This window comes from Thermodesulfobacteriota bacterium, from assembly GCA_034189135.1.
Lineage (GTDB): Bacteria > Desulfobacterota > Desulfobacteria > Desulfobacterales > JAUWMJ01 > JAUWMJ01.
Window position 1 is genome coordinate 1 of the sequence record JAXHVO010000014.1, and the last position, 25,214, is coordinate 25,214.

Here is a 25,214-nt window from a genome sequence, read left to right on the forward strand (position 1 = left end):
CCTTTAACGAGTTGCCAATGCAAGTAAATTATGCATTTTCTGGAAAATCTTCGTTTTACTTCTATGCGATTTTACATCGTAAATTCAAACAGTTTTCAATTGTCGTTCAGACACTATCTAGGTGAGATAAAGATGGCGGTTAATATTTATCCAATTCCCCTCGGTGTGGCTCAGTGTTATGTCATCCAGGATAAAGGCGCTGTAATGATCGATGCGGGCGCTCCTAAAAAATCAACCCAATTTTTAAAAACCATTGAACACCATGGAATAAGCCCCAATGATATCAAGCTAATCATCCCAACCCATGGGCATTGGGATCATATCGGATCAGCAAAGGATATCAAACAAATAACCGGGGCAAGAATTGCCATGCACCATCGAGAAAAGGAATGGCTGGAAAAGTCTCAAAAGCATATTCCTCCTGCAGTTAATCTCTGGGGTCATATTATTGTTAAAACATTGGGGGGCTTACTGCCCCTAATCCGTTTTCCGGCCGCCCAAGTCGACATCACTTTAGAAGATGAAGATTTTTCTTTAACCGAGTTTGAGATTCCCGGAAAAATTATTTATACTCCCGGACATTCTCCTGGATCTGTCAGTGTTTTATTGGACACCGGAGATGCTTTTGTAGGTGACCTGGCCATGAGTTCGTTTCCATTGCGCTTAAGCCCCGGCCTGCCCATATTTGCTGACGATATTACACAAGTCAAAAACAGCTTAAAGTTATTGCTGGACAAAGGCGCCACCACCATTTATCCGGCACATGGCAAATCATTTCCTGCAGAATTGATTCGAACATTTTTATAAAAGGAACCGCATGAGAAGAAGTGAAAAAGAAATCACAGATCAATCGACCATCGAGGCAATCATTCATGCTTCCCTTGTTTGTCGCTTGGCTTTATCAGATGGGAATCAACCCTATATTGTGCCCTTATGTTTTGGCTACCGGAACCAAACGTTGTATTTTCACAGCGCCCGGGAAGGTAAAAAGATAGACCTACTCAAAAAAAACAATCGCACTTGCTTTGAATTTGACGTGAACAGCGAAATCATAGAAGCTGATAAACCATGTAAATGGGGCATGAAATACCAAAGCGTGATCGGATTTGGCAAAGCGATCTTTGTTGAAAATGTGGAAGAAAAGCAAAAGGGGTTAAACATCATCATGAATCATTATTCCAATCGAACTTGGCCGTTTGCCGAAAAAGCCATCGAGAAGATAGCTGTCATTAAAATCGAAATAGAGAAAATGACCGGCAAATATTCCTCATGATAATTCTTAAATGAGTAAAGAGTATAATAAACCGCAAAGCTTACCATGCTTTGTTAAAATTACCGTTATATTTTTAACTAAAGGAGTACGGTATGGAAATTGAAAACTGCGTGGCAATTGTGACCGGAGGTGCTTCCGGGCTGGGTGAGGCTTGTGTGCGTCAACTGGTAAAAGACGGGGCCACGGTTTCTATTTTTGACTTTGCACCGGAAAGGGGCCGACAGGTAGCAAAAGACCTGGGAGATTCGGTTATTTTCTGCCAAGCCGACGTCGCCGACGAAACCGATGTGGCATCAGCAATTGAGGAAACCGTCCGGGCATTTGGAGCCATACATGTGGCCATTAACTGTGCGGGGATGGGAATCCCGGAAAAAGTGCTCGGCAAAGACGGACCCATGGTGATGGAAAATTTTTATAGAACCCTGAATATTAACCTGGGCGGAACCCTAAATGTGATCCGCCTGGCTGCAGAAAAAATGGTAGACAATTCTCCCAATGCGGACGGAGAAAGGGGTGTGGTAATTAACACCTCATCTATTGCCGCATTTGAAGGGCAAATAGGGCAGGTTGCCTACAGCGCTTCCAAAGCTGCAATCGCAGGAATAACCCTTCCCATCGCACGTGAATTTGCCGATTACGGTATCCGGGTAATGACTATCGCACCCGGCCTTTTTGACACACCGATGATGGCCGGTCTTTCCGAGGAAGTAAAAGAAGCGCTGGGCAAGATGATTCCTTTCCCCAAACGCCTGGGATACCCTTCGGAATATGCACGGATGGCGAAACACATCATAGAAAACCCGGTTCTAAACGGTGAGACCATTCGCCTCGATTCCGCCATACGAATGGCTGCACGATAACAACCGAAATCAGCATTAAGCTATGCATTTTTCGATAAAATGAATTTCATCACAAGGAGTTTATTATGCGAGAAGTAGCAATCACGGGCGTCGGAATGACTCCCTTTGGTATTTTCGACAGAACCAATGTGGAGCTTTTCAGCCAGGCGGCACTTGAAGCAATGGCTGATTCCAATATTGAATCCAGGAACATTCAGGCTCTTTTCTTCGGGAACTGCCTTGGGGCCTTTGAAGAAGGCCAGCTTCATATGGCGCCTTTTATCCATTCAGCACTGGACCTTCCAGTGTCTGCACCGGCCACCCGCTTTGAAAGTGCATGCGCCACAGCTACCGTGGCGATTCGACACGCAGCGCTGCTGGTTGCCGCCGGTGTTTACGATGTTGTTCTGGCCGGTGGAACGGAAAGGGCGGCAGCCATGGGTACGCCCCTGGCGACACGAACCTTTGCCATGGCATCACATGCTCAGTACGAAACCCCGACAGGAATAACCTTTCCCGGAGTTTTTGCCATGGCCACGCACATGTATGCTCAAAAATACAACATCGAATTGAAAGAACTGAAAAAGCATATGGCGGAGATCGCCGTTAAAAATCACTTTCACGGTACAAAAAATCCAAAGGCGCACTTTCAGAAGGAAATCGATGTAGATAAGGTTTTAAACGGCATGATGGTGGCTGACCCACTTCAACTGCTCGACTGTTGCCCCTTTTCTGACGGAGCAGCGGCAGTGGTGATATCCGATGCGGCTAAGGCGAAAGATCTGGTAAAACAGCCAATTTTTATCGCCGGGATGGGACAGGCATCGGCCGGGCCCCTTCATATTCAGCAGGACCTGACGCGGGTAATCGCCAGAGAGACTTCATCCCGGAATGCGTATAAACAGGCCGGAGTAAAACCAACCGATATAGATGTTTGTGAGCTTCACGACTGCTTTACTACTGCTGAAATTCTAGCTATTGAAAGCCTGGGCTTTTATGAATTCGGCAGCGGATATGACGCAGCCACCAAAGGTGAAACCCGGATCGGCGGTAAAATAGCAATCAACCCCTCGGGAGGCCTTAAAGCCAAGGGGCACCCCATCGGCGCCACAGGCGCAGCACAGGTTACTGAAATCGTTGAGCAGCTCAGAGGCAAATCCGGTGATCGCCAGGTACAGGGGGCAAAAATCGGCCTGGTGGACACTCTGGGCGGAGATTTTGGAACTGTTTGCAATATTATTTTAAGGAGCGAAAGATGAAAAACCAACTGACTTTCAACCGCTATCAGGATGCTTTGACAGAAGATAGACTTTTGGGGTTATACTGTGAGGAATGCGGCACCTGCACACTTCCGCCTCAGGCCGTTTGCCGTTCGTGTGGAGGACACAAACTGAATGAGAAAGAAATTGGCAACACCGGAACTTTACGAACATTTACCGTCATACGAGTGGCGGCTGAAGGGATGACGCCCCCCTTTATCGTTGCCCTGGTTGAAACCGATTCAGGGGCATGGGTAATGGGAAACCTTGAAGGCGTGGATCCGGACAATACCGGTATGGAGCTGCTGGGACAACAGGTGAAAATTACCAGTCGGATAGTCAAAGGGGATATCTATGCTTACGGCGATATCCGTGTCCCTGTTTTCTCTCCGATATAAAACCAAATGAAAAAAGTAGTAAAACCAACGGAACCTGTTTTTTTTGGACGCATGAACACACAACTAGAAAATCTGTCATACCCTGAAGTGGAACAATATCTGAAAAAAAATGATATTATCCTTGTTCCCACCGGTTCGGTGGAACAGCACAGCCCCTATGGATTGATCGGGACCGATTTCATCACGGCCGAAGCTGTGGCCCAAAGGGTTGCACGAGCCATGCAGATACTTGTCGCTCCGACCGTCAAATATGGCGTCTCCCCTCATCATATGGCATTCAGTGGTACAGTTAGCCTTGTGCCCGACACGATGATCATGCTGATTTCAGATATTATTCAATCGCTGGTTGCCCACGGTTTCAGACGAATCGTATTCATCAACGGTCATGGTGGAAATATAAATGCCATAAAAACCGCCATGGAAAGGTTAAAAGCACAGAAGATCCAAGGATGTTTCGAAGTAATCTCCTGGTATGAAATGGAGGAAATACAACAGTTGAGCGAAGACCTTTACTCGGCTGAAGAAGGACATCATGCAACCCCCAGCGAAGTCTCCATCACCAGATACTTGAGGCCGGAGGCATTCGAAACCAAACCTGCTCACGAACTGCAGGTTAAAAATCCAAAATACTACTGGCCGCTGACCTGTGAAGAAATGAAAAAAGTATTTCCCGACGGTCGTATGGAATCCGCCCCATGGCTGGCGACGGCTGATCATGGCCTGAAACTACTGGATGAAGCGAGTCGAGCGATCCAGAAAAAAGTTGATGAGATCATGCTCCTCAAGGTGTTATAAGGAAGAACGAACCCCTTTACTCTTACAACTCACTTGAGCAGCTACCCCATCTCTGTTAAAAAGACATATCAATATATTGCTATCCTTTTTAAAATTCCTATGTTTTTAAATTCCGCTGACCGATTTTGACCATACCGGAAAGGCATGATCAAAATCGGTACATAGGGTAGTTTTTAACAGTACTTTTCGTTGAGTTTGTTTCATTTCAAAAGAAATGTCACTGTAATGCTACCTGTTTTACTTCCTTTTGGAGATAGAAACCGAAGGGTTTTTAGTTTTTGAATCATGCAGCCTTCAAGCGCTTGGACCTTCTTGGTGCCGCTCCCCCGGATTACTTTTGTCACCCTGCCGCTGGAATCGACCTTTAAAGTAAATATAAACTCTTTTTTTAGATTCCATTGCCACCAATGTTTCTTGTCGTAGCACCGATTTATGGTGGGAACAAACTTTTCAAATATTGTCACAACTGCTTCTCTTCTCAGTCTTCCGTTTACAGAGATTTTGCCTAATTTAATATGAATACGTTTATGATTTTCTTTATCTGAGATCGTCCCTGAAGATAAGATATCATCCTTTTCGTCTTCACATCTTTCTCTCTTTTCTTCCATCGGTTTACTTCTGCGGACCAGTAAAGATGGAGAAGCCGCAAGGGGTGAAATCCCTTTTGCCATACGAGATTTTCCTCCCACAGCGTAATCGGAAACGCCTTGGGGCAATGGTAAAGGCTGCCTGACCGTTGAAGCTTTGCCGTGTTTTAATCGGGCCTGCGTATCAACGGCAACAAATGAAGTATATCGGGTTAAAAGGTTATAGGTGAGGCCAAGGCTTGTGACCTCCTTGACTAGCTCATCGTCAGGTCCTAACCGATTATAATCGGACAGAAGAGCAATACGGTGCCTGGCCCACAAATAACGAAGAGCAAAGTTTGTTTTTAATGGTTCTACTTTTGCCACATTTACTTTCTTCCTGTAGGTGTGGTCTCCGGCAATTCCTTTCACAACTATACTGCCCTGTGGCGTGCCGCGCCATTTGCCGAAAAGAATAACAGGACGCTGGGCCATTACATCGGGGATGCTTGGCGGTTCAATGTCATAGGTTTTAAATTTGTCAAAGTCCACTGTAATTCCTGTCAAAACCGGCGACTCAATTAGCTTTCTGGATTTTACCGCCTTTTGCTGTGCTTCATCCGGCCGAGTAATGATAAACGGTTCTCCCATACCGACTCTGGCCATTCCTTCGATAAGATAGCGGTTTACGCTGGATCCGATACCAAAGGCAAACATATTGGCAGTGCCGAGATTGTTTCGGATCAGGTCAAATGCTTCTTTTTCAACGGAAACATAACCATCGGTAACAATGACCACGTTGCGCGAGTACCCTTTGGTCCCCTGCAAAGAAAGTGCTTTTTTCAACGCCGGAAGCAACCGGGTTCCTCCTCCGCCCCGCTGGCGCTCAATGACATTGATGGCATGATTAATATTCTGTCGGGTTGCCGGCAAAGACCTTTCCGACATTACAGTAGACCCCCCTGCAAACAAAAGAACGTTAAACCTGTCGGATGAACGCAGGTTACCGATCAAATCTTTAAGAAGTTTTTTGGATATATTTAAAGGAAAACCGTTCATAGATCCTGAAACGTCCACAATAAACATATATTCTCGAGGAGGTATCTGGTACTCTTTTACCCGCTTGGGGGGTTGAAGCATGAGCAGAAAAAAGTTTTCCCTTTCCCCTGTGGAAAGAAGAAGTCCTGTTTCTATCTTTCCGCCGGCAAGCCGGTATTTTAATATAAAATCACGGTTTCCCGCATATTGTTCAGATGGGTTAAGCTGAATGGATGCAAAATTTGATCCCTTATATCGGATATCAACCTTGTGTGTTTCACAACTGATGTCCTGAATAGGAAGACCTGCCGCAAGGTCTAATTTCATATCGAAGGTATAGGGTGCCGATTCTCCCTCATGAAGATATGGATTTGACGTCCAGTTTTCCGATGATCCCTTCTGGTCTGACGGCTGGTCAACATAGCGAGGGCCCACAACCGTCGGATAAACAAACTGGTAAACCGTATCGGTGGGTATCAGCAGCTCGTTATATTTAAGCTCCACCTTTATCAAGTCCCCTGGCAGAACATTTGCCACATTCATCTGAAATACATTGGGCCGCTGCTGTTCTAAAAGTGATGCACTCTTTCCTTCCTGTTTGGCCTGCTCATATTCGCGACGGGCTGCCTCACGCTCTCGAATTTTAGCAGTAATCACACGTTCGCCGATGGTCATTTTCATCCCGTAAACCGCAGCCCGGGTAGAAGCGGGGAACACGTAAATCGCCTCTAAAGGCTTTTTGCCTTCATTTTTATAAATCTGTGTAATCATGACATCAGCAATAACGCCTGAAATATTTACTTTTGCTGAAGTCGATTTCAGTGGCAACCGCTCTGTCTGAGGATCGTCACTCTTCACAAAAAAATACGGTGATAATGTCTGATGGGCATTTTTTTCCGGTTGTGCCAAAATGGTTTTTGCCAGCAGCAGCCCAAAAGCTGCGATGAGAATCGTTACTGTTATTTTTTTAAGTTTCATGGTAAACCTCCTTTTGTTTTTTTTGGTTTTATCTGCTTAGACAAAAGGCAGGCAAAAAAGTTCCCAAAAAATTTGATTTAAAATTGAGGTGTCCAATCTTAGCATTGTTAACTTAGGTTCTTAGAGTGGAGACTGCTTTTTTCAGGCTTGATAGAGATATGGCAGGTTTTTGATAAATTGATATAATAAACAATTTCTGTTATAAGGAACATACTATAAATTGAAGCGCCTGGGCGAATCGGCTTTCTTAATATTGAACCCCACTGTAATTGAAGGACGTTTTGAAACTGATTTACCTTCGCCCTGATACCGGCAATTTGTGCTGGTTTTGTCATACACGTTCAACGAGCTCACTATAATCATGAAAATATGCCAAAAATGTGGACAAATGGTGGCCGAAGAGATCTTGTCCTGCCCTTCTTGCGGGAATGAAGTGGTTGAAGGAAGAAAATATATAGATGATTATCAAATTGTCGAAGTCCTCCACGAAGGATATTCCAGCATCCTATGCCGTGCGATTAAGGAGGGCACGGATGATCCGGTAATGATCCGCATTTTCACGCTTCAATCCGGAGTCGATGAGGAGATCGCTGAGCGGCTACAGGAAGAGCTTGAGGAACTTAAGAAGCTTCCGGAAAATTATTTCGTCAGGCATTTGGAAATCCGAAAATCATCCGACGGACTTTGGTACAGGGTCAGTGAATGGATTGAAACGGAAACCTGGGGTAATTTGTTGGCCTCCGGTCGCCTCCAGGACTTTCGAACAGCTTGCAAACTTTTTTACAAGATCGCATCCATTCTCGAGGGTCTCCACCAAATCGGACATTTTATCCCCCACCTTATTTTAAATGACCTGATTATCATCAAGAACGACAAAAAAGATCTTGAAGTAAAAATAGATTACAAAGTTTCCCGCTTTCTTGATCCCCAGATGGGTCAGTCTCCCCCCATGCTGAAAAAACTTATTGCCAGCCATCCGGATATTATTCACCAGCGCCCCCTCGATTTCAGGAGTGGAATATGGTCTTTGGGAAAAGCTTTGGTGGAAATTCTTTCTGCTGACTATGAAATCAAAGATTTTCATGCCAAAATAGATGAATTGCAACTCCCCCAAGATGCTAAAGTTCTGCTAAAAATTATGCTGGCTGACGATCCCGATCTCAGGCCACAGTCGATGTCAGAGGTGGCTGATAACTTATCGCAGCTAATCGATAGTAAGGCTGAAGCCATACCATCTCCGGTAGTTGAAATCAGAGGGCTTAAAAAAAGAGTAAGCCTTCTGGTACTTATTTTGTCCATGCTGCTGGTAGTTGGCATATTGGCGTGGCTCTATTTTCCTTTCAAAAATCGAAATAGCGAAGAGATCCTTGAAGATTTCGCCAACAGGTATGCGTCATCCGTCGCCTTTGTTTTAGCCGATTACTGGCTGGAAGATGGAAAAAATTATTTTTACCGCAATCGAACCGAAGGAACCGCCTTTCTGGTGGATAAAGAAGGCTACCTCCTGACCAATCGCCACGTTGCCTGTCCATGGCTGGAGGATAATAACCTTTATATACTGATTAACCGGCTCAAACAGCTTCAAAGACCTGTTCGTTTAGGATATCGACTCTTTTTATGGTTTGAAGGGGAAAAAGCCTTTAAACGCCTGCCGAACTTACCCGGCAGCCCCGATTTAGAAGATATTTATTTTGTTGAATCCGCATATAGTACTGATGGAATTTCCCGGCTGACCATAGCTGGAGTCGCCAAACCGCCGGTGAAGACCTGGCAACTGATCAAATCTCCACTTAAGGATGACTTTGCTGTGCTAAAAGTGGACCGGCTTCCTGATGGACTGGTCCCGCTGCCCATTGACTATGAAATGGAAGCGTTGAAAATTCAAAAACTTTCACCGGTAATTACACTGGGATTTCCTCTCGGCAGCCGCACCCAGGCAAATACAGTGAATGTCAGTGTGACCAGGGGACATGTCCGGCGAACATTTGAAAACCTGATTCAGGTGGATACATCCATACACCGGGGTAACAGTGGGGGACCAATTATTGATACCAGCGGGAAAGTGATCGGTATTGCCTCAAAAGTGGCTGCAGACTACACCGCCGGCCCCAGGCCGGTAATCACTCTTCTGTCGGACATAGGAATGGTACTGCCCATAACCAAGGCTGCGGCCTTTCTTAATGAATTGAAATCCGGGCAAACCAAATGGAACGGCGTTTTAGACCTATCCGTTGATATCAAGATAAAACAGATTGCCGATTTGGCCCGTAAGGGGAAATGGGACCAGGCCAGAGCACTGGCCGATAAAGACCTGAAGGTAAGTTTTGATCCCATGCTGGTTATGGCAGCAGGAATGATGCACCTTTGTTCAGAAGACTACCAGGGAGCAAAGCACCTTTTCAGCCAAGCTTTATCAATGGATAGCGAAAATAATCAAGCAAGGTGGATGCTTTTTTTAATCGATTGGATGGAAAACCGGTCAACTGTGAGTCTTTATCGCCAGGAATTAATCGCTTTGGACTGGCGGTCGCCGTTCGAGTTTTACGGTTACCTGGTGCAGGTTCTGGAAAGACTCATAGATGAAGCCTCAGCCGTTAGGGGTGGGTATTCCGAGGATGAGAAGAGCTGGCTTTACTATATCCTTAGCCTTGTTCGTCTAAATCAGGGAAACCTGGAAGATTCCGAGACGCTGCTGAGAAAGGCTGTATTGGTCGCTAACAACGACAGCTGGCCTTATCTCCTATCTATTTCCAGGCTGGAACAGGTTCAAAAACAACGGCTGGCATCCCTGAAAAGAAAAACCAAAAGAACTGGATATCTATCTGATACAAAAAAATTTTCGCAAACAATAAAAAAAGACTATTTGCTCAAAAAAGAACGCCTTGAAAAACTCGCACCTCTTGTTTCCAGGCTTAAAGCAAATTCCATAACTCCGGGAGACAAGCGGGAAATATTAGAAAAAATCATGGAGATTGTTAAAGTTAATGATGCCATCCTCGTGGGGATGGCCTATTACAGCGCGATGAGCGAAGAATGGGAGCTTGCCCTGAAGTATGCCCGGGCTTTCCTTGAAGTTGGAGGTCGAGAAAATGCAGGACGTTTAAGCGTTGGTTTGCTGGAGCCCTGTATACTGAACCATATGGGTCGAAAAGATGAAGCAATGAAAAGACTCAAAGTGCTCAGTGTTCAGACAAATAATCATTGGTACAGACATATCGCAAAATGCCTGCTGGGTGAAGAAACCGAGCAATCCATTGTTAAAAGAACGGGTGAAAGCCCGGAATATATGCTTACCGCCCATTGTGCTCTGGGATTCTGGGCAGAAGGTATCGGTGAAAACAAGAAAGCGTTAAAGCACTATAAAGAGGCCCTTGGATCGTATATGGATGACTGGCTCGAATACGAGTTTACCGTGGAGCGGATCAAAAAGTTGAAATAGATTTCAAAACAGACACTCATAAAAGGGAGTGTCTCTCATTTAGTAGAAAGGGTAAGTTAAGCAAGATCAAAATATAATGAATTAAAGGGCTGCAAAGTTTTTCATTCTCTACTCAGTTTGTCCGAAGAAGTGCCCCAATCCCAATTGGTTAAACCCGATTTCCCGATAAATAGCCGGCTGCCACTCTTATGGAAAAATTTGAAGAGGGCTTTATGTTTTCCTATCATGATGATACTTGGTGCCGGTTTGACAAAACCAGACCTACTTAATTGGGGGGTCGCAATGGCCTTTTTTGTGAACTGTTTGATCTTTAAGGATTGTTATACTGTTTGCCATATTGGTCAGTCAGGGGAAGCGTCCATTTGCCCGGACGAACTGAGTGGCGATTGAAAAACTCCCCGACCCTTCATTTAATCCTTTTAAGGGTTGTGGCGCAGTTCGTAACCGCCGAGCCACCGACATTAAAAACAACCCCGATTTCCGGCTGTCGCTTTTGAGGTGCTGCGCCTATCGGCTCACCCACCAGCTGTTTATAAGCCAGGGCATGCATGGAAGTGCCGGTGGCACCCACCGGATGGCCTTTGGACTTCAGACCTCCGGAAAGGTTTATCGGACAGTCATCATCCCGTGTATACTTTCCTTCAATAAAATCCCACCCACCCTGACCATCTTTGGAGAGGCCAAGTGCTTCCACACTGAGAATTTGATTGATGGTAAAACAATCATGAACTTCAGCGAAGTCAACGTCTTCTATGGTAATACCGGCCTCCTCAAACGATTTATTAATCGCCTGTTTACCCGCTGTGAGCTCATGCATATTGGGTCGTACATTTTCCGCCAGCCTTTCGGTGGTTTGGCCAATGCCGGTGATTTCAACAGCCCTGTTGCTGATAGAGACGGCTTCATCGGTGGGAGCGATAACCAGGGCGGCCGCTCCGTCGGTCACCAGTGAGCAATCGTGCAATCTCAACGGAGGGGCAATCATGGGATTGCCTCCCTTACCTCCATCAGGGAGGCTTAAGATTGCTTCTGAATTGGTAAGGCCCAGCCTGTCCGGCGGACTTCCCTTACCGAAATGGGCCAGAGGATTTTCCAAACCGTTACGGTAGCATAGAGCTGATACGGCTGCCAGCATTTGCCGTAATTCTTCGGCACTGTACCCGTAATGCGCTTGATAGCCTTTGGCATATTCGGCAAACAGGCCCGGAAACGTCATTCCTTTTGAACCCTCTGTGGGCCAGTGGGATGAACAGGCCAGTACGTGGGTCATGTCTTTGGTGCTTAGCAGATTCATTTTTTCCACGCCGATAATAAGCGCTCTGTTAAATCGTCCGGATTCGATCCCATATACGGCATTATAGAGCGCCACCGATGATGATGCACAGGCTCCTTCTGTGCGTGTGGTGGGAATAAAACGCATCGATTCAGGGGCCACTTCCAGTCCCAGCGGTCCGACATGCTCTTGATTAAGAAAGAGTGAAGGGGAACAGGAGCCAACCCAGATGCCGTCAATCTCCTCCGGCTCCAGGCCGGCATCTGCAAGGGCACCTTTCCCGGCCTCGATCAACAAATCATAGTAGGAGACCATGTCTTTGACCTCTCCCGTTTCTCTGTTTTTTTCAACAAACGCCCCAAACTTTGTATTGTATGCACCAATGATGCTGACTTTACTCATGAGTTTTCCTTTCGACTAATATCAGTTTACCCGGTTTGCCCGCTAGAAACAACCGGTCAAAACCAGACGTGATGTGTCACAATCCAAGGTTGCCTCTTAGACCACTTAAAGGATTCTATCCTTTAGACCCCAGGCGTAATCCTCCGTGCACAAAAAACACCTCCCCGGCCAGGGCTTCGTTTCGATAGAGTTCGCCGGCTAAGGATGCCACCTCCTCAGGTTCAATCAAACGGCCGATGGGAACATCCTGCAATATTTTATCCAAGGCTTTTTGATTCATGCCCTTTAAGATGGCCGTGGCACAATATCCCGGCGCAATGGCCACACAACGGATTTTATCGGAAAGACCGCGACGGAAAAATTCCGCGGTAAGCACTTTCGGCATCACCGACATGGCCGCTTTGGTAGAAGAATAGTTGATCTGACCGGCCGTACCCAGAGAACCTGTGGAAGATACCAGGCAAATGAGTCCTTTGCAGTTGTGGTTGATCATCCGTTCGGTGCACTCGCGTACCGTTAAAAATACACCGGTCAGGTTAATGTCCACCACTTTTTGAAACTGATCCAGGGCCATTTTCTTTTTCACTTTACCGGTTTCTCGATCTGTGGCTACCATAAGCCCGTCCATTATAATTCCGGCAAAGGGCGCCACCAGGTTAATCCGACCATATTTTTCTATGGCCACATCTGCCAGCCGGGCACAATCGTTTTCATCAGTTACGTTACAGATAACCGTCGCCACTTCTCCGGTGATTTTTTCAGCCGCATTTTTTAATGGTTGTTCAGCAATATCGCCGATAACCACTTTTCCTCCTCGTTGCGTCCAGTACCGGGCCATTGCCAGTCCGATACCACTGGTACCGCCGGTAATCACCGCCACAGAATCTTTTATTTCCAGCATGATATCCCCCTCACATTTTTATATTTACTCACAGTATTTTAATCTGCAAACATTATACCAAATTGAAACATAGAAGATTTTTTTTAGGCAAAAGTATATCAGTCACTCAAATTTTACCTGAGGCACTGTTTTTGCAAGGGAATTTTACGGGATGAGATCTCAATAATCTTTCCTAAATTTGACCCGTTGAGCGAGCCAAACCAATTTTTCACTCAAATATCAACAGGGAGGCGAAAATATGAAGGGCATAGAAGGACAAAAAAAACATCCGGTACTTTCTTCCTTACCTCCACAAAGAGCCAAAAAAGGAAAAATTGTGTCGGCTGAAGAAGCCATTCGGGTGATTCGAGATGGTGACACCGTGGCAACCGGGGGTTTTGTGGGGACCGGTTTTCCCGAAGAGTTGGCGGTGGTTTTGGAACAATATTTTCTGGAAAATAAAAAACCCAAAAATCTGACCCTGGTATATGCCGCCGGTCAGGGGGACGGTGCAGACAGGGGACTGAATCATCTCGGACATGAAGGGCTTGTAAAAAAAGTCATTGGCGGTCACTGGGGACTGGTTCCCAAGCTGCAAAAACTGGCGGTGGAAAATAAAATTGTGGCTTACAATCTTCCCCAGGGCGTTATTTCGCATATGTATCGGGACATTGCTGCAAAGAAACCGCGAACCATTACTTCGGTGGGGCTTGGCACTTTTGTCGACCCCAGGAATGGCGGCGGAAAACTTAACGATTTGACCACAGATGACATGGTAGAACTGATCATATTTGATGACAATGAATACCTGGCCTACAAGACGTTCCCCATAAGCGTGGCGATTCTGCGGGGGACCACCGCCGATACAAACGGTAATATCACCATGGAAAAAGAAGCCCTGACACTGGAATCGCTTGCCATCGCAACGGCAGCTAAGAATTCGGGTGGTTTTGTCATTGTACAGGTGGAAAGAATTGCCGAGCCCGGTACATTAAATGCCAGGCAGGTAAAAATTCCCGGTATTATGGTGGACTGTGTGGTGGTTTCCCGACCGGAGAACCACTGGCAGACATTTGCCGATAGGTATAACCCGTCTTTCAGCAGTGAGGTTAAGGTCCCCATTCAATCGGTTGCCGCTATGGAGATGAGCGCCCGAAAAATCATTGCCCGCCGGGCCGCTTTTGAGCTAAAGGCCAACAGCGTGGTGAATCTGGGAATCGGCATGCCGGAAGGCATCGCCAATGTGGCCAACGAAGAAAAAATACTTGATCATATCACCCTGACTGCAGAGCCTGGTGTTATTGGCGGAATCCCGGCAGGCGGTCTTAATTTCGGTGCTGCAACCAACACCGAAGCGGTAATCGACCAACCCAATCAGTTTGATTTTTACGATGGCGGGGGGCTGGACCTGGCTTTTCTGGGGCTGGCCCAGGCCGATAAAAACGGCAATTTAAACGTCAGTAAATTCGGACCTAAGCTGGCAGGTGCCGGCGGTTTTATCAATATCAGTCAGAATGCGAAAAAAATTTTTTTTGTGGGCACCTTCACGGCCGCCGGTTTGAAGATTTCTTTAAATGGGGAAGGCTTGAATATTGAGCAGGAAGGAAAAGTAAATAAATTTACCGACCGGGTGGAGCATGTCACTTTCAGTGGCGAATACGCCCGTAGGAAAAATCAATCGGTGATGTATATAACCGAGCGTTGTGTTTTCACCCTGACTGATGAGGGTATGGAGTTGATTGAAATCGCACCGGGGGTGGATATTGAAAAAGACATACTGGGCCACATGGATTTCAAACCGATTATCCACGGTGCGCCGCGGCAAATGGACGCCAGGATCTTCAGGCCGGAGCCTATGGGGCTGAAAGATGACCTTCTCACCCTCAGATTGGAAGATCGTTTTACCTATGATCCGGTGGAAAATTTATTTTTTGTTAATTTTGAACGATTTTCAGTGACTTCCAGTGAGATGGTGAATGACATTAAAAAAGCGGTGGAAAAGATTCTTTCACCATTGGGTCAAAAGGTCTACACCATTGTCAATTACGATGATTTCAACATTTTACCCGACCTGGTGGACGATTACACCGACATGGTTAAGTATCTGGTTGATCATTATTATTCAGGGGTGACGCGCTACACCACCAGTGCTTTTCTCAGAATGAAACTGGGGGGCGCATTGCAACAGCGTGATGTGGCGCCGCATATTTATGAGAGCAGTGAAGAGGCATCCCGTGCGCTAAAACGCGGGTGATGCTCACCAACCTTATAATGCTCGATGGCCCTTCGCTCTCAGGGCCATCATTAATATGTATCAATTTGGCTACAGGTTAATCCGGCTGAAGCGCAATACTGTACTTTTTCATCTTCTTATATAAAAGCGTACGATGGATGCCGAGCAGACCGGCGGCCTTTGCCTTGTTATAATTTGTTTCTTCCAGGGCAAATAAAATGGCCTCTCTTTCTGCCGCTGCCTGGGCTTCTTTAATTGATGATTGATTGTTTTGTATGGTCTGTTGCCGGCCCCGGCTAAGATAAAGCGGCAGGTCTTTTACCTGAATGGTGTGACCCTCCAGAGCAGACAGCGCCCGCTCCAGGACATTGGACAGTTCCCGCACATTTCCCGGCCAATCCGCCTCTCTGAGTATGGCCTCCGTACTTTTATCCAACCGGATGCCCGACATGGTTGCCTCCTGTGCCAGATTTTTCAGCAGATACCGTGCCAGAAGAACAATATCGCTTCGTCTTTTACGCAACGGTGTAATGTGGATCGGTATAACGTTCAGTCGATAAAAAAGGTCCTTACGAAATCGGCCACTGTCCACCATTTCTTCCAAGTTCTGATTGGTGGCGGCAATGAGGCGAAAATCAGATCGGATGAGCTTGTTTCCCCCCACCCGTTCGAATTCCTTTTCTTCCAGAACCCTGAGCAGTTTGGGTTGCATTTCCAGAGGTAGATCCCCTATCTCGTCCAGAAATATTGTGCCCTTTTGGGCCAATTCAAATTTTCCGGGTTTGCCGCCGGCTCGTGCCCCGGTAAACGCCCCTTTTTCATAGCCGAAAAGTTCCGATTCCAGTAAATCCTTGGGGATTGCCGCACAGTTGATACGGACAAAGGGGTATAGCTTGCGGAGACTGGCGTGATGTATGGCCTGGGCAAACAGCTCTTTACCGGTACCGCTCTCTCCGGATATCAGCACCGGAAACTGGTTGGTGGACGCAATGAGGGCTTCTTTTTTTAATGATTTAATGGTCTTGCCGTGTCCAATGATGCTGTCGAACGTGTACTTGGTCGAACGCAAATTAAAAAGCTCTTCCTCATACAGCTTGACCTTCGATTCCAGCAGAGAAAGGTTTTTGGCCAGCTTGCCCACGTCCCTGACATCTTTGAACATCACCTGTCCGAAGACTGCGATGACCTGACCCTCTTTTTTGATCGGAATCCGTTGAACCACCATTTTTTGCCCCTTAATGCGATGGGATCGGTTAATTTCCGGTTTACCGGTTTTGGCCACAATATGCATGCGACTGTTTTCAATCGCTTCCGTGCAGTGTTTACCAATCTGTTCCGCAGGGTTTAGTCCCAAAAAATGACCGTAAGGCCTGTTAAAGTGGGTAATAAAGCCTTTGGCATCCGTTACCATGGAACCGTTATAAATACTGTCAAAGATGAGCCGGTACATCTCAAGTTGTTCCCGGGTTTTTTTCAACTCTCGGCGGAGTTTTTTATCTTCCATGAGGTCTTCCTCCGACAACTTGGAAAAACGGTATTTATGGACGACTTATTATTGTATCAACGAGGCGACATGTATAGATTTTGATACAGTTTTTGTATATACCTTGGACGATGCTGTGTCGAGAAAAAAATGAATATCACTTATAAATTTAAGCCAATCCGTGTGAGTATACCCTGCAAGATCGACAGGCGGTGTCTTTAAAAATTTTCCCTTGGACCTCACTTAAGTTGTGGCCTGAAATTTGCAGGAATCATTTTCAAGCAGGGTTTGTGAACTTTTGCTTTCAGGAGGAACGCTGGTGGAGATTAAAGAACCGGAAATCAAACGCGATGAGATTCTGATCCTTCAAAATGATCAATTCAACCCGAATAATGTTTGTATTGTCACCGGTTCGGGGACAGGAATCGGCAGAGCCACCGCCATTGCCGCTGCGGCAAATAATTTAATGACCGTCGGTCTGGATATAAACGAAGAGGAGGGGAATAAAACTCAGAAAATGGCTCGCGATATGGGCGGGCAAATGATTTTTATCAAAACGGACCTGACAAAGGATGAAGAACTAGAGCATGCTGTGGTCGAAGCCACCAAGCTGGGAGCGATTAAATATCTGGCCAATATCGCAGGCATTCAACACATCGATTCGGTCGACAATTTCCCCATGGAAAAATATGATCTGATGCAGCGACTCATGCTGCGGGCTCCGTTTTACCTTTCCAAGCTCACCATCCCGCATATGAAAAAAAGCCAGGGCGGAAGTGGGGTAATTGGCCACATGGCATCAATCCATGCCCATATCTGCACGGTCAACAAACCGGTTTACAATATCACTAAGTTTGGTTTGAGGGCACTGGCGCAGTCCATCTCCGCAGAAGGTAACGGCAAGATCCGCTCGTTTACCATCAGTGCAGGATTTGTAAAAACGCCTTTGGCACTCAACCAGATACCGGCGCAAGCTACTCAGCGGGGTATTTCTCAGGAAGAAGTGGTCCGTGATGTGATGATGGGTAAATCGCAGATTAAAGAGATGATGTCGCCTATTCAGGTGGCGAACCTGTTTCTTTTTGGTTTTTCTGATTTTGCCAGCTATCTGGTCGGTGGGGATCTTCTCTTCGATGGCGGGGTTGTTTTAACCTATTAATTTTAAATTTTTTAAACCAAAGGAGTGAGTTTCGGTGCGTGTAGATCAATACAGCGGGCGGATGAACTGTTAAATGGGCGATAAATGTATGACAAAATTTCCCAGTTGATCCCCATTTCGTTTCAGCCGATAGAACCTGCATAAACTGTAACTAGCAAAAAGGAGGAAAAAATCATGAAAAAAGTTGCACTTATTACAATGATCCTGTTCGCATTTGCGGCCGTTTTCAGCTTGTCCATGGGAACTGCGCTGGCGAAAGAAAAGAAGATTTTACTTAAAGTACCGATGGCCTATCCCTCAAAGCTTCCGGGACTGGGCACCACCATTATCTGGATGGCGGAAAGAATTGAACTCCTCAGCAATAACACAATGAAAATTAAAATCTATGAACCGGGCAAACTGATTCCCCCGTTTGAAATGCTCGATGCAGTTAATGCCGGCAAGGTCAACGCCTGTTACGGTGTTTCCGGATACTGGCAGGGTAAGTTTCCTGCAGCATCCTTTTTTACTGCGGTTCCTTTCGGACCGGAGGCCACCGAGTACATTGCATGGATTTACTACGGAAATGGGATGAAGCTCTGGCAAAAAATGTATGATGACGGCGGAATGAATGTCAAAGCACTGCTCTGTGGGGTGTTACCTCCGGAAACCTCTGGATGGTACGTTAAAGAAATCAAGAGTATTAAAGATTTTAAAGGGCTGCCGATTCGCTTTTTTGGGCTCGGTGGCAAGGCCCTTCAAAAATTGGGTGCGTCGGTTACCCAAATCCCGGGGGGCGAAATTTTTGCCGCTCTTGAGAAAAGGGCCATTGAAGGGTCCGAGTTTTCCATGCCCGCCATCGACACCAAGCTCGGGTTTTATAAAATTGCCAAATACAACTATTTTCCCGGCTGGCATCAGCAGGCCACCCTGTTCGAACTGCTGATCAACAAAGATGTCTGGAATTCGATGAGCGACAGACAGCGCATGCTCATTGAAGTGCTGTGCAAGGCCAGCACCCTGGACACCATGGCCTGGACCGAATCGATTCAGTACAAAGTCATGCTGGAGAACGAAACCAAACATGGGGTGAAGAACATGTACTGGTCAGATGACATGCTGGCCAAGTTCAACCAGGCCTGGCTGGACGTAGCAAAAGAATCTTCGGCCAAAGATGCCTTTTTCAAAGAGGTGTGGGATGACCTGCAGAAGTTTCGCGGTGAATACAAAATCTGGAAAGATTACGGATTTTTGCCCAGGCCCAAACCCGGCAAATAGTGATGCGGGATGATCCGGAATAATTGCGGCAAAAGGCAGTAAACCTCCTCCCATTATTCCGGACGGCATTTAATAGACCCTCTCTAAATGAGACCCAGGTGGCATCGATACGGTGCCACCTTATCTTCTACCACCCTTTATAGGGACATCGCCATGAATAAAGAGACAAAAGAAACCCCAAACAGATTCAGTGACACCATTGATATCATTATCCGTCGCATTGGTCATGTTTTGATGTGGGCCAATTGCATCGTCATTCTGCTTATTATTCTTCAGGTCATTTTACGATACGGGTTCGGCCACGGACTGGTGATTCTGGAAGAACTCCAGTGGCACTTTTATGCCGTGGGGTTTATGTTCGGTCTTTCCTATGCGGTCATGACCGATTCTCATGTGGGCATGGACCTGGTTTACGATAAAATTTCACCCAAGTGGCAATGCCGGTTGGATATTTTAGGCCTCCTGTTTCTATTGCTCCCCTTTGCAGCGATTCTCTGCTACCAGTGCCTTGATTTTGTCCATGAATCCTGGCGGCTCAACGAACGGTCGGTGGCACCCCAGGGATTGCCCTGGCGCTGGGCGATCAAGTCTGTTGTACCCATATCGTTTGCTCTGGTCGTGCTGGCTTCACTTTCAAGATTGGTCCGGACCCTATCAACCTTAAGGAGATTGTAGCCCATGGAGATCAGCGATTATCTGGTCATTTTTATGTTCGTTACATTTATTGCGCTGCTGTTTACCGGGTTCCCCATCGCGTGGGTTCTGGGCGGTACGGCAGTCATTTTTACCGGCGTCGGCATGCTGGCCGATATCTATCTGGACGCGTTTACCGGAATTAACTACGTGGTATTTAGTATGAACGTCAATCGCGTGTATCGGTTCATGTACAACTGGGTTCTGATCGCCCTGCCGATGTTCATCTTTATGGGGCTGATGCTTGATCGATCGGGAATAGCCGAAAAAATGATGAAATCCATGCAGAACCTCTTTGGTAAAGTCCACGGCGGTCTTGCAGTAACGGTCTGTTTGATCGGAATTATTCTGGCAGCCTCCACCGGAATTGTAGGGGCTTCCGTCGTCCTGTTGGGACTGTTGACCATTCCGGCCATGATGAAGCAGGGGTATTCCAAAACTTTCGCAGTAGGCACCGTTGCCGGTTCCGGAACCCTGGGCATATTGATTCCGCCCAGCATTATGCTGGTGATCATGGCCGATCAACTTGCGCTTTCCGTTGGCGATCTTTTTATGGGCGCTGTGTTCCCGGGTTTGATACTCGGTATCCTTTATATTTCTTACATTCTTCTCGTCGGGCTGATTCGACCGAAAACAGTTCCCCTGGATCCGGAACGAAAACCGATCAAGTTGCGCATGATTTGGGAGGCATTGAAAGATATACTGCCGGCGGGGCTTTTGATTCTTGCCGTTCTCGGCTCGATATTCGCCGGCGTCACCACACCTACGGAAGCCAGCGGTGTCGGTGCATTGGGAGCGATTATTCTGGCTGCTATAAACCGAAAATTTTCATGGACCGTTTTAAAAGAGGTAACCGCCGCCTGTTTCAATACGACTGCTTATATTTACGGTATACTTATCGGCGCCACCGCGTTTGCCTTAGTGCTCCGAAGCCTGGGCGGGGATGAATTCATTGAATCTATCCTGACGGGACTGCCTTTTGGCCCATACGGGATCATGGCCTTTATCCTTTTCTGTGTGTTTCTCCTGGGTTTTTTCCTGGACTGGATCGAAATTACATTGATTATCCTGCCCTTGGTTGCACCGGTTATTGATGGCCTGGGGTTACCGATCAATGGTTATGGTGTGGTGGATAATCCATCCCTGGTATGGTTCACCATCCTGATTGCGGTGACACTTCAAACCTCGTTTTTGTCACCGCCGGTCGGATTCGCTCTGTTTTACCTGAAAGGTATTTGTCCTCCGGAAGTGACACTTGGAGATATATACAAGGGCGTGGTGCCCTTCATCATACTTCAGCTTATCGGTATGCTCCTAATTGCATACTGGCCCCAACTGGTGACCTGGCTGCCTGCGATCGCTTATCGGTAATTTGTTTAACCGGCAGCAATGGGCCTGTGAGAAGTCAATGGTAAAAATAATAAAAGAGGTAGACGGTATGATTCATAAAACTGTATATGTGCCAACTCTGATTGCTTTTTTGATTATAGGCAACTTCTTAATGGCAGGTGTATCGGCTGCGGAGCCATACCATTTGGGTGTTGCCCTTGGCCTTTCAGGGACCGGTGCGCCGTACTCCCAGGAGGCAGTTGAAGCCATTGAGGTTGCAGCCAATGAAATCAATACCCGGGGCGGTTTACTCGGACGATATCCGATTAAACTGTTCATTCGAGACACCCAAACTAATCCGCAAGTCGCCACCAAAGTGGTCACCAACCTGATAAAGACCAACCGAGTGAAGTGCATTATCGGAACGTACTCAAGCGCATGTGCCATGGCCATTAAACCGATCTGTCGCTCCAATCAAGTGCTGCATATCGCCACCATCAGCAATTCGGAAAGCATCAGCAAAATTGACTTCAGCCCCTACACCTATTCTGTGGTTCCAAACACTTACATGATGGCCAAGGGGGTGGTCATGGGAGTGGCGAAACTGGCCCGCGAAAAAGGGTGGAAGCGTTATGCCACCATTGCTTCTGATTATGCCTGGGGTCGCTCGAGTCAAAAAATCCAGGTGGAACTCCTGAAAACGTATGCACCCAGCCTGGAACTGGTCGGAGAGTACTGGCCGCCTCTGGGACAGATTCAGTTCAATGCGTTTATTATTGCCATGATGGCGCAAAAGCCCGATTTTGTCTTGGGAACCATTGGCGGTGCCGATAATGCATACTGGATGCGGGATGCACGCGAATACCGTTTTTTCAAAAAGGTGGAATACCCTGGGAGTTTAATCAGTGTATCTGAGCTGATTCGGCAATCTCTGAGCATTCGTAGAGGGCGCTATGGGCGCTGCCGGGCACCCTTTTTTGCCCATTTAGATGTTCCCATGATGAAAAATTTTGTAGCGAACTATCTGGCAAAATACGACCGCCATCCCACGGACTGGGCGGCCATGTCCTATGACGGTGTATACGCCCTGAACCAGGGAATTAAAGCGGCCGGCAGTATAGAGAGCCAGAAAGTCGCGGAAGCCATGAAGGGCCTGACCATTGATACGACCCGGGGAAGGCTTTTTTTCAGGAAAATTGACAACCAGCTCAGCTGCTCTGCTTATTTTGGCCGGGTGGCGGATGATTCGGCATATGATTTTCCCATATACCAGGATCTGCAGGAATTGAAAGGGCCGGATATCTGGCGGCCGGAAGAAGAGATAATGGCTGCGCGCAAAAAATAGAGATAAAAGATTGCGGCAGCGAAGAGAGAGGAATCATGATACCTGAAATAAAAAATATACTGTTTACTACCGATCTGTCAAAAAATGCCAAAAACTCATTTTATTACGCCCTGTCCCTGTCCAGCCGGTATGATGCGAATATCATTCTGCTGCATGTCATGGAGGATTATTCATCTTCTACTCGAAGCGTTCATTTGGAAAGCTTTTTGGGAAAAGAAAGATGGGAAGAGCTTCAAAAAAGTCATGAGGATGAGGCGAGACAGATCCTGATCGGAAAAAAAAGAGACAGTATAATCATCACCCAGGCCCTGGGAGAATTCTGCGAGTCGGCAAAAGCGGAAATGGACCAAACCAAAATCTCCACTGAGGACATTGTGGTTGCCAGAGGCAATACCGTAGATGAAATATTATCTCTCGCTAAACAAAAAAATTGCGATCTAATCGTCATGGGATACTATGTACGTGGTAAACTGGGAGAAGCTTTTCTGGGAAGCACTGCCCGCAGGGTAATTCGGCGCAGTAAGATTCCGGTTTTGCTGGTGCGGCTTGATGAAAAAGAGGCTTGACCCTGGTTTTTATCAATACAAACAATCATTAAAAAAAGGAGGAACTGTTGAACATCGGATCTATTTTTACCCGCCACGCCAAATACAGGCCTGACCATACGGCCGTCATTTTCCAGAACCAAAGGATTTCTTATAGCCAGCATAATGAAAGCATCAATCGTTTGGCCAATGCCATGCTGCAAATGGGTGTTCAAAAAGGAACCAAAGTGGCAACCATTTTGCCAAACTGCATTGAGCTTCTGGAAATATACTGGGCTGCAGCAAAGATTGGTGCCGTCGTAGTACCGATGAGTACACTGCTGTTGGCAAATGCCTTGCGTTCGCTTCTCAACGATTCGGATGCCAAACTTATTATTACCAATACTGCTTTTGCGGATATATTAAATCAAATCAGAGAAGATTTGACCCACATTCCTGATGATCGGTATATCATAACCGATGCAACGGATGCCGATGGATATCATGATTATCATGCGATCAAAGCAGCTGCTGACAGCAAGGAGCCTCAGAGTGACGCAATCAGCGGAGATGATCTCTTCAATATCATGTACAGCAGCGGCACTACCGGACTTCCCAAAGGCATTGTCCATACCCATGCCATCCGCATTGCTTATGGGACTTCCTTTGCAGCAGCTTTTCGGTTAAAACCTGAAAGCATTAACATGCATGCCGGCGCCATTGTCTTTAACGGTGCGTTTGTGGATCTGATGCCTACGGTTTTTCAAGGCGCCACCTATATACTTCTGCCCCAGTTTGATCCCGTTGAATACATAGAAACCATCGAAAAGGAAAAAGTAACCCACATCATGGTGGTTCCTGCTCAAATTATTGCCATCCTCAACGCTCCCAACTATGATCCTAAAAAATTAGAATCACTGGAAATGATTCTCACATTGGGTGCCCCCTTGCACATGGAGCACAAAGAGGCACTGACTCGTGATCTTCCGGGGCGGTTTTACGAACTCTATGGATTAACAGAAGGCTTCGTTACGGTTCTCGATAAGGAGGACTATTATAAAAAGCCTAAATCAGTGGGCGTTCCTCCTCCTCTGTTTGAAATGAAAATTGTCGATGAGCTGGATAGAGAGATTCCCTCCGGTAAAGTCGGAGAGATTTGCGGGAAAGGTCCGATTTTAATGCCTGGATACTATAAGCGAGATGATTTGACCCAAAAAGCGATCGTCAACGGATGGCTCCACTCCGGAGATCTCGGATATGTAGATGAAGACGGGTTCCTGTACTTGGTTGACCGCATAAAAGATATGATCATATCTGGTGGAGTCAACGTATACCCCAGAGACATAGAAGAGGTTATCGTTCAGCATCCTGCTGTGAGTGAAGTAGCGGTATTCGGTGTCCCCGATAAAAAATGGGGGGAGGTACCGGTGGCCACTGTGACATTGGTGCCGGGAGCCCATGCAACAGCTGAAGAACTGAAGGCATGGCTCAATGAACGTGTTGGAGCCAAATTCCAGCGTGTGGCTTACTTAAGTATACTGGACGAGTTTCCCAGAAATGTGGCTGGAAAAATTCTCAAACGTGAAATGCGTGATAACTATTCGAAAAACAATAAAAAGAAGTAATACTATCGCATATCTCTTATCATAGCCTTAGTCGTTGCTAAAAACCGTGCCAAAAGAGTTATAATAGAGTGAAGCGTACGTTCACCGAAAAAATGGAGATTGCCCGGCCAATTCCCGAAACTTCATGACTTTTCCTTACTATCATTGATGTGCCTCCCTGAAAGGACAAAAATTCGTTTTGCAGGTCCGTAGCAAACAAAAAGTTTAGCAGCTGCCGGGATTGAATAATAACATGCTGTGCCATGATTGACGGAACGGTCCCTATCGCCACGTATTTCTTTTAGATCCTTTCAAATCGGATTTTTGTATGAGTTTGTGATTGCCTATCCCAGTACTGATAAAAAGTTAAATCCAAGACACCAAAAAAACTACCCAAGCTTTGATTGATAAAATTGATGGAAAGCGGTTTAGGTGAATTCATCCTTG

Annotated in this window: 19 protein-coding genes; 15 read left to right on the forward strand and 4 right to left on the reverse strand. The window is 46.5% G+C overall.

The features are described 5' to 3' along the window. The first annotated feature begins 132 nt into the window (after positions 1-132). From SWH54_01545 to SWH54_01570, 6 genes are all read left to right on the forward strand, one after another. Positions 133-807, forward strand: a complete 675-nt coding sequence (locus SWH54_01545; GenBank protein MDY6789927.1) for an MBL fold metallo-hydrolase — start codon at positions 133-135, stop codon at positions 805-807. Between the two features lie 10 nt (positions 808-817). Then, positions 818-1,273, forward strand: a complete 456-nt coding sequence (locus SWH54_01550) for a pyridoxamine 5'-phosphate oxidase family protein (GenBank protein ID MDY6789928.1) — start codon at positions 818-820, stop codon at positions 1,271-1,273. A gap of 92 nt (positions 1,274-1,365) precedes the next feature. Further along, entirely contained in the window at positions 1,366-2,133 is a 768-nt protein-coding gene (locus SWH54_01555; GenBank protein MDY6789929.1) for a 3-hydroxyacyl-CoA dehydrogenase, read from the forward strand. 65 nt (positions 2,134-2,198) lie between these two features. Next, the gene (locus tag SWH54_01560; protein MDY6789930.1) at positions 2,199-3,371 is read left to right on the forward strand and encodes a beta-ketoacyl synthase N-terminal-like domain-containing protein; all 1,173 of its coding nucleotides are present in this window, start codon (positions 2,199-2,201) and stop codon (positions 3,369-3,371) included. Next, positions 3,368-3,769, forward strand: coding sequence for a Zn-ribbon domain-containing OB-fold protein (locus SWH54_01565; protein ID MDY6789931.1), 402 nt, complete (start codon positions 3,368-3,370; stop codon positions 3,767-3,769). Before SWH54_01560 ends, SWH54_01565 begins: the two co-directional genes overlap by 4 nt. A gap of 6 nt (positions 3,770-3,775) precedes the next feature. After that, positions 3,776-4,564: a creatininase family protein gene (locus tag SWH54_01570; protein MDY6789932.1), complete on the forward strand. Its 789-nt coding sequence runs from the start codon at positions 3,776-3,778 to the stop codon at positions 4,562-4,564. A gap of 200 nt (positions 4,565-4,764) precedes the next feature. Here SWH54_01570 and SWH54_01575 read toward each other — a convergent pair whose 3' ends face one another. Further along, entirely contained in the window at positions 4,765-7,146 is a 2,382-nt protein-coding gene (locus tag SWH54_01575; GenBank protein MDY6789933.1) for a VIT domain-containing protein, read from the reverse strand. 361 nt (positions 7,147-7,507) lie between these two features. Between SWH54_01575 and SWH54_01580 the strand changes: the two genes are divergently transcribed. Next, positions 7,508-10,585, forward strand: coding sequence for a trypsin-like peptidase domain-containing protein (locus tag SWH54_01580; protein ID MDY6789934.1), 3,078 nt, complete (start codon positions 7,508-7,510; stop codon positions 10,583-10,585). Between the two features lie 406 nt (positions 10,586-10,991). Here the strand turns inward: SWH54_01580 and SWH54_01585 are convergent, their stop codons facing one another. Both SWH54_01585 and SWH54_01590 read right to left on the reverse strand, forming a co-directional pair. Then, positions 10,992-12,260 (reverse strand): propanoyl-CoA acyltransferase, encoded by a 1,269-nt coding sequence (locus SWH54_01585; protein MDY6789935.1) that lies wholly within the window; start codon positions 12,258-12,260, stop codon positions 10,992-10,994. A 115-nt stretch (positions 12,261-12,375) separates the two neighbouring features. Continuing rightward, positions 12,376-13,161 (reverse strand): SDR family oxidoreductase, encoded by a 786-nt coding sequence (locus SWH54_01590; GenBank protein ID MDY6789936.1) that lies wholly within the window; start codon positions 13,159-13,161, stop codon positions 12,376-12,378. Between the two features lie 238 nt (positions 13,162-13,399). On the opposite strand from SWH54_01590, the gene SWH54_01595 reads away from it, so the two are divergent. Next, positions 13,400-15,394 (forward strand): acyl CoA:acetate/3-ketoacid CoA transferase, encoded by a 1,995-nt coding sequence (locus SWH54_01595; GenBank protein MDY6789937.1) that lies wholly within the window; start codon positions 13,400-13,402, stop codon positions 15,392-15,394. Between the two features lie 76 nt (positions 15,395-15,470). Here SWH54_01595 and SWH54_01600 read toward each other — a convergent pair whose 3' ends face one another. Beyond that, positions 15,471-16,877, reverse strand: a complete 1,407-nt coding sequence (locus SWH54_01600) for a sigma 54-interacting transcriptional regulator (GenBank protein MDY6789938.1) — start codon at positions 16,875-16,877, stop codon at positions 15,471-15,473. A 298-nt stretch (positions 16,878-17,175) separates the two neighbouring features. Here SWH54_01600 and SWH54_01605 point away from each other — a divergent pair, with 298 nt between their 5' ends. The 7 genes from SWH54_01605 to SWH54_01635 all read left to right on the forward strand — a co-directional run bounded on the left by SWH54_01605 (position 17,176) and on the right by SWH54_01635 (position 24,788). Then, positions 17,176-18,015, forward strand: a complete 840-nt coding sequence (locus SWH54_01605) for an SDR family oxidoreductase (GenBank protein MDY6789939.1) — start codon at positions 17,176-17,178, stop codon at positions 18,013-18,015. Positions 18,016-18,189: 174 nt separating this feature from the next. Beyond that, positions 18,190-19,272, forward strand: coding sequence for a TRAP transporter substrate-binding protein (locus SWH54_01610; protein ID MDY6789940.1), 1,083 nt, complete (start codon positions 18,190-18,192; stop codon positions 19,270-19,272). Positions 19,273-19,425: 153 nt separating this feature from the next. Further along, positions 19,426-19,947, forward strand: a complete 522-nt coding sequence (locus tag SWH54_01615; protein ID MDY6789941.1) for a TRAP transporter small permease subunit — start codon at positions 19,426-19,428, stop codon at positions 19,945-19,947. Positions 19,948-19,950: 3 nt separating this feature from the next. Then, positions 19,951-21,336, forward strand: a complete 1,386-nt coding sequence (locus SWH54_01620; GenBank protein ID MDY6789942.1) for a TRAP transporter large permease subunit — start codon at positions 19,951-19,953, stop codon at positions 21,334-21,336. A 37-nt stretch (positions 21,337-21,373) separates the two neighbouring features. Continuing rightward, complete coding sequence (locus SWH54_01625) at positions 21,374-22,639, forward strand: ABC transporter substrate-binding protein (protein ID MDY6789943.1); 1,266 nt, start codon at positions 21,374-21,376, stop codon at positions 22,637-22,639. Between the two features lie 35 nt (positions 22,640-22,674). Beyond that, positions 22,675-23,205, forward strand: a complete 531-nt coding sequence (locus SWH54_01630; GenBank protein ID MDY6789944.1) for a universal stress protein — start codon at positions 22,675-22,677, stop codon at positions 23,203-23,205. Positions 23,206-23,252: 47 nt separating this feature from the next. Next, entirely contained in the window at positions 23,253-24,788 is a 1,536-nt protein-coding gene (locus SWH54_01635) for an AMP-binding protein (protein ID MDY6789945.1), read from the forward strand. Positions 24,789-25,214 lie beyond the last annotated feature (426 nt).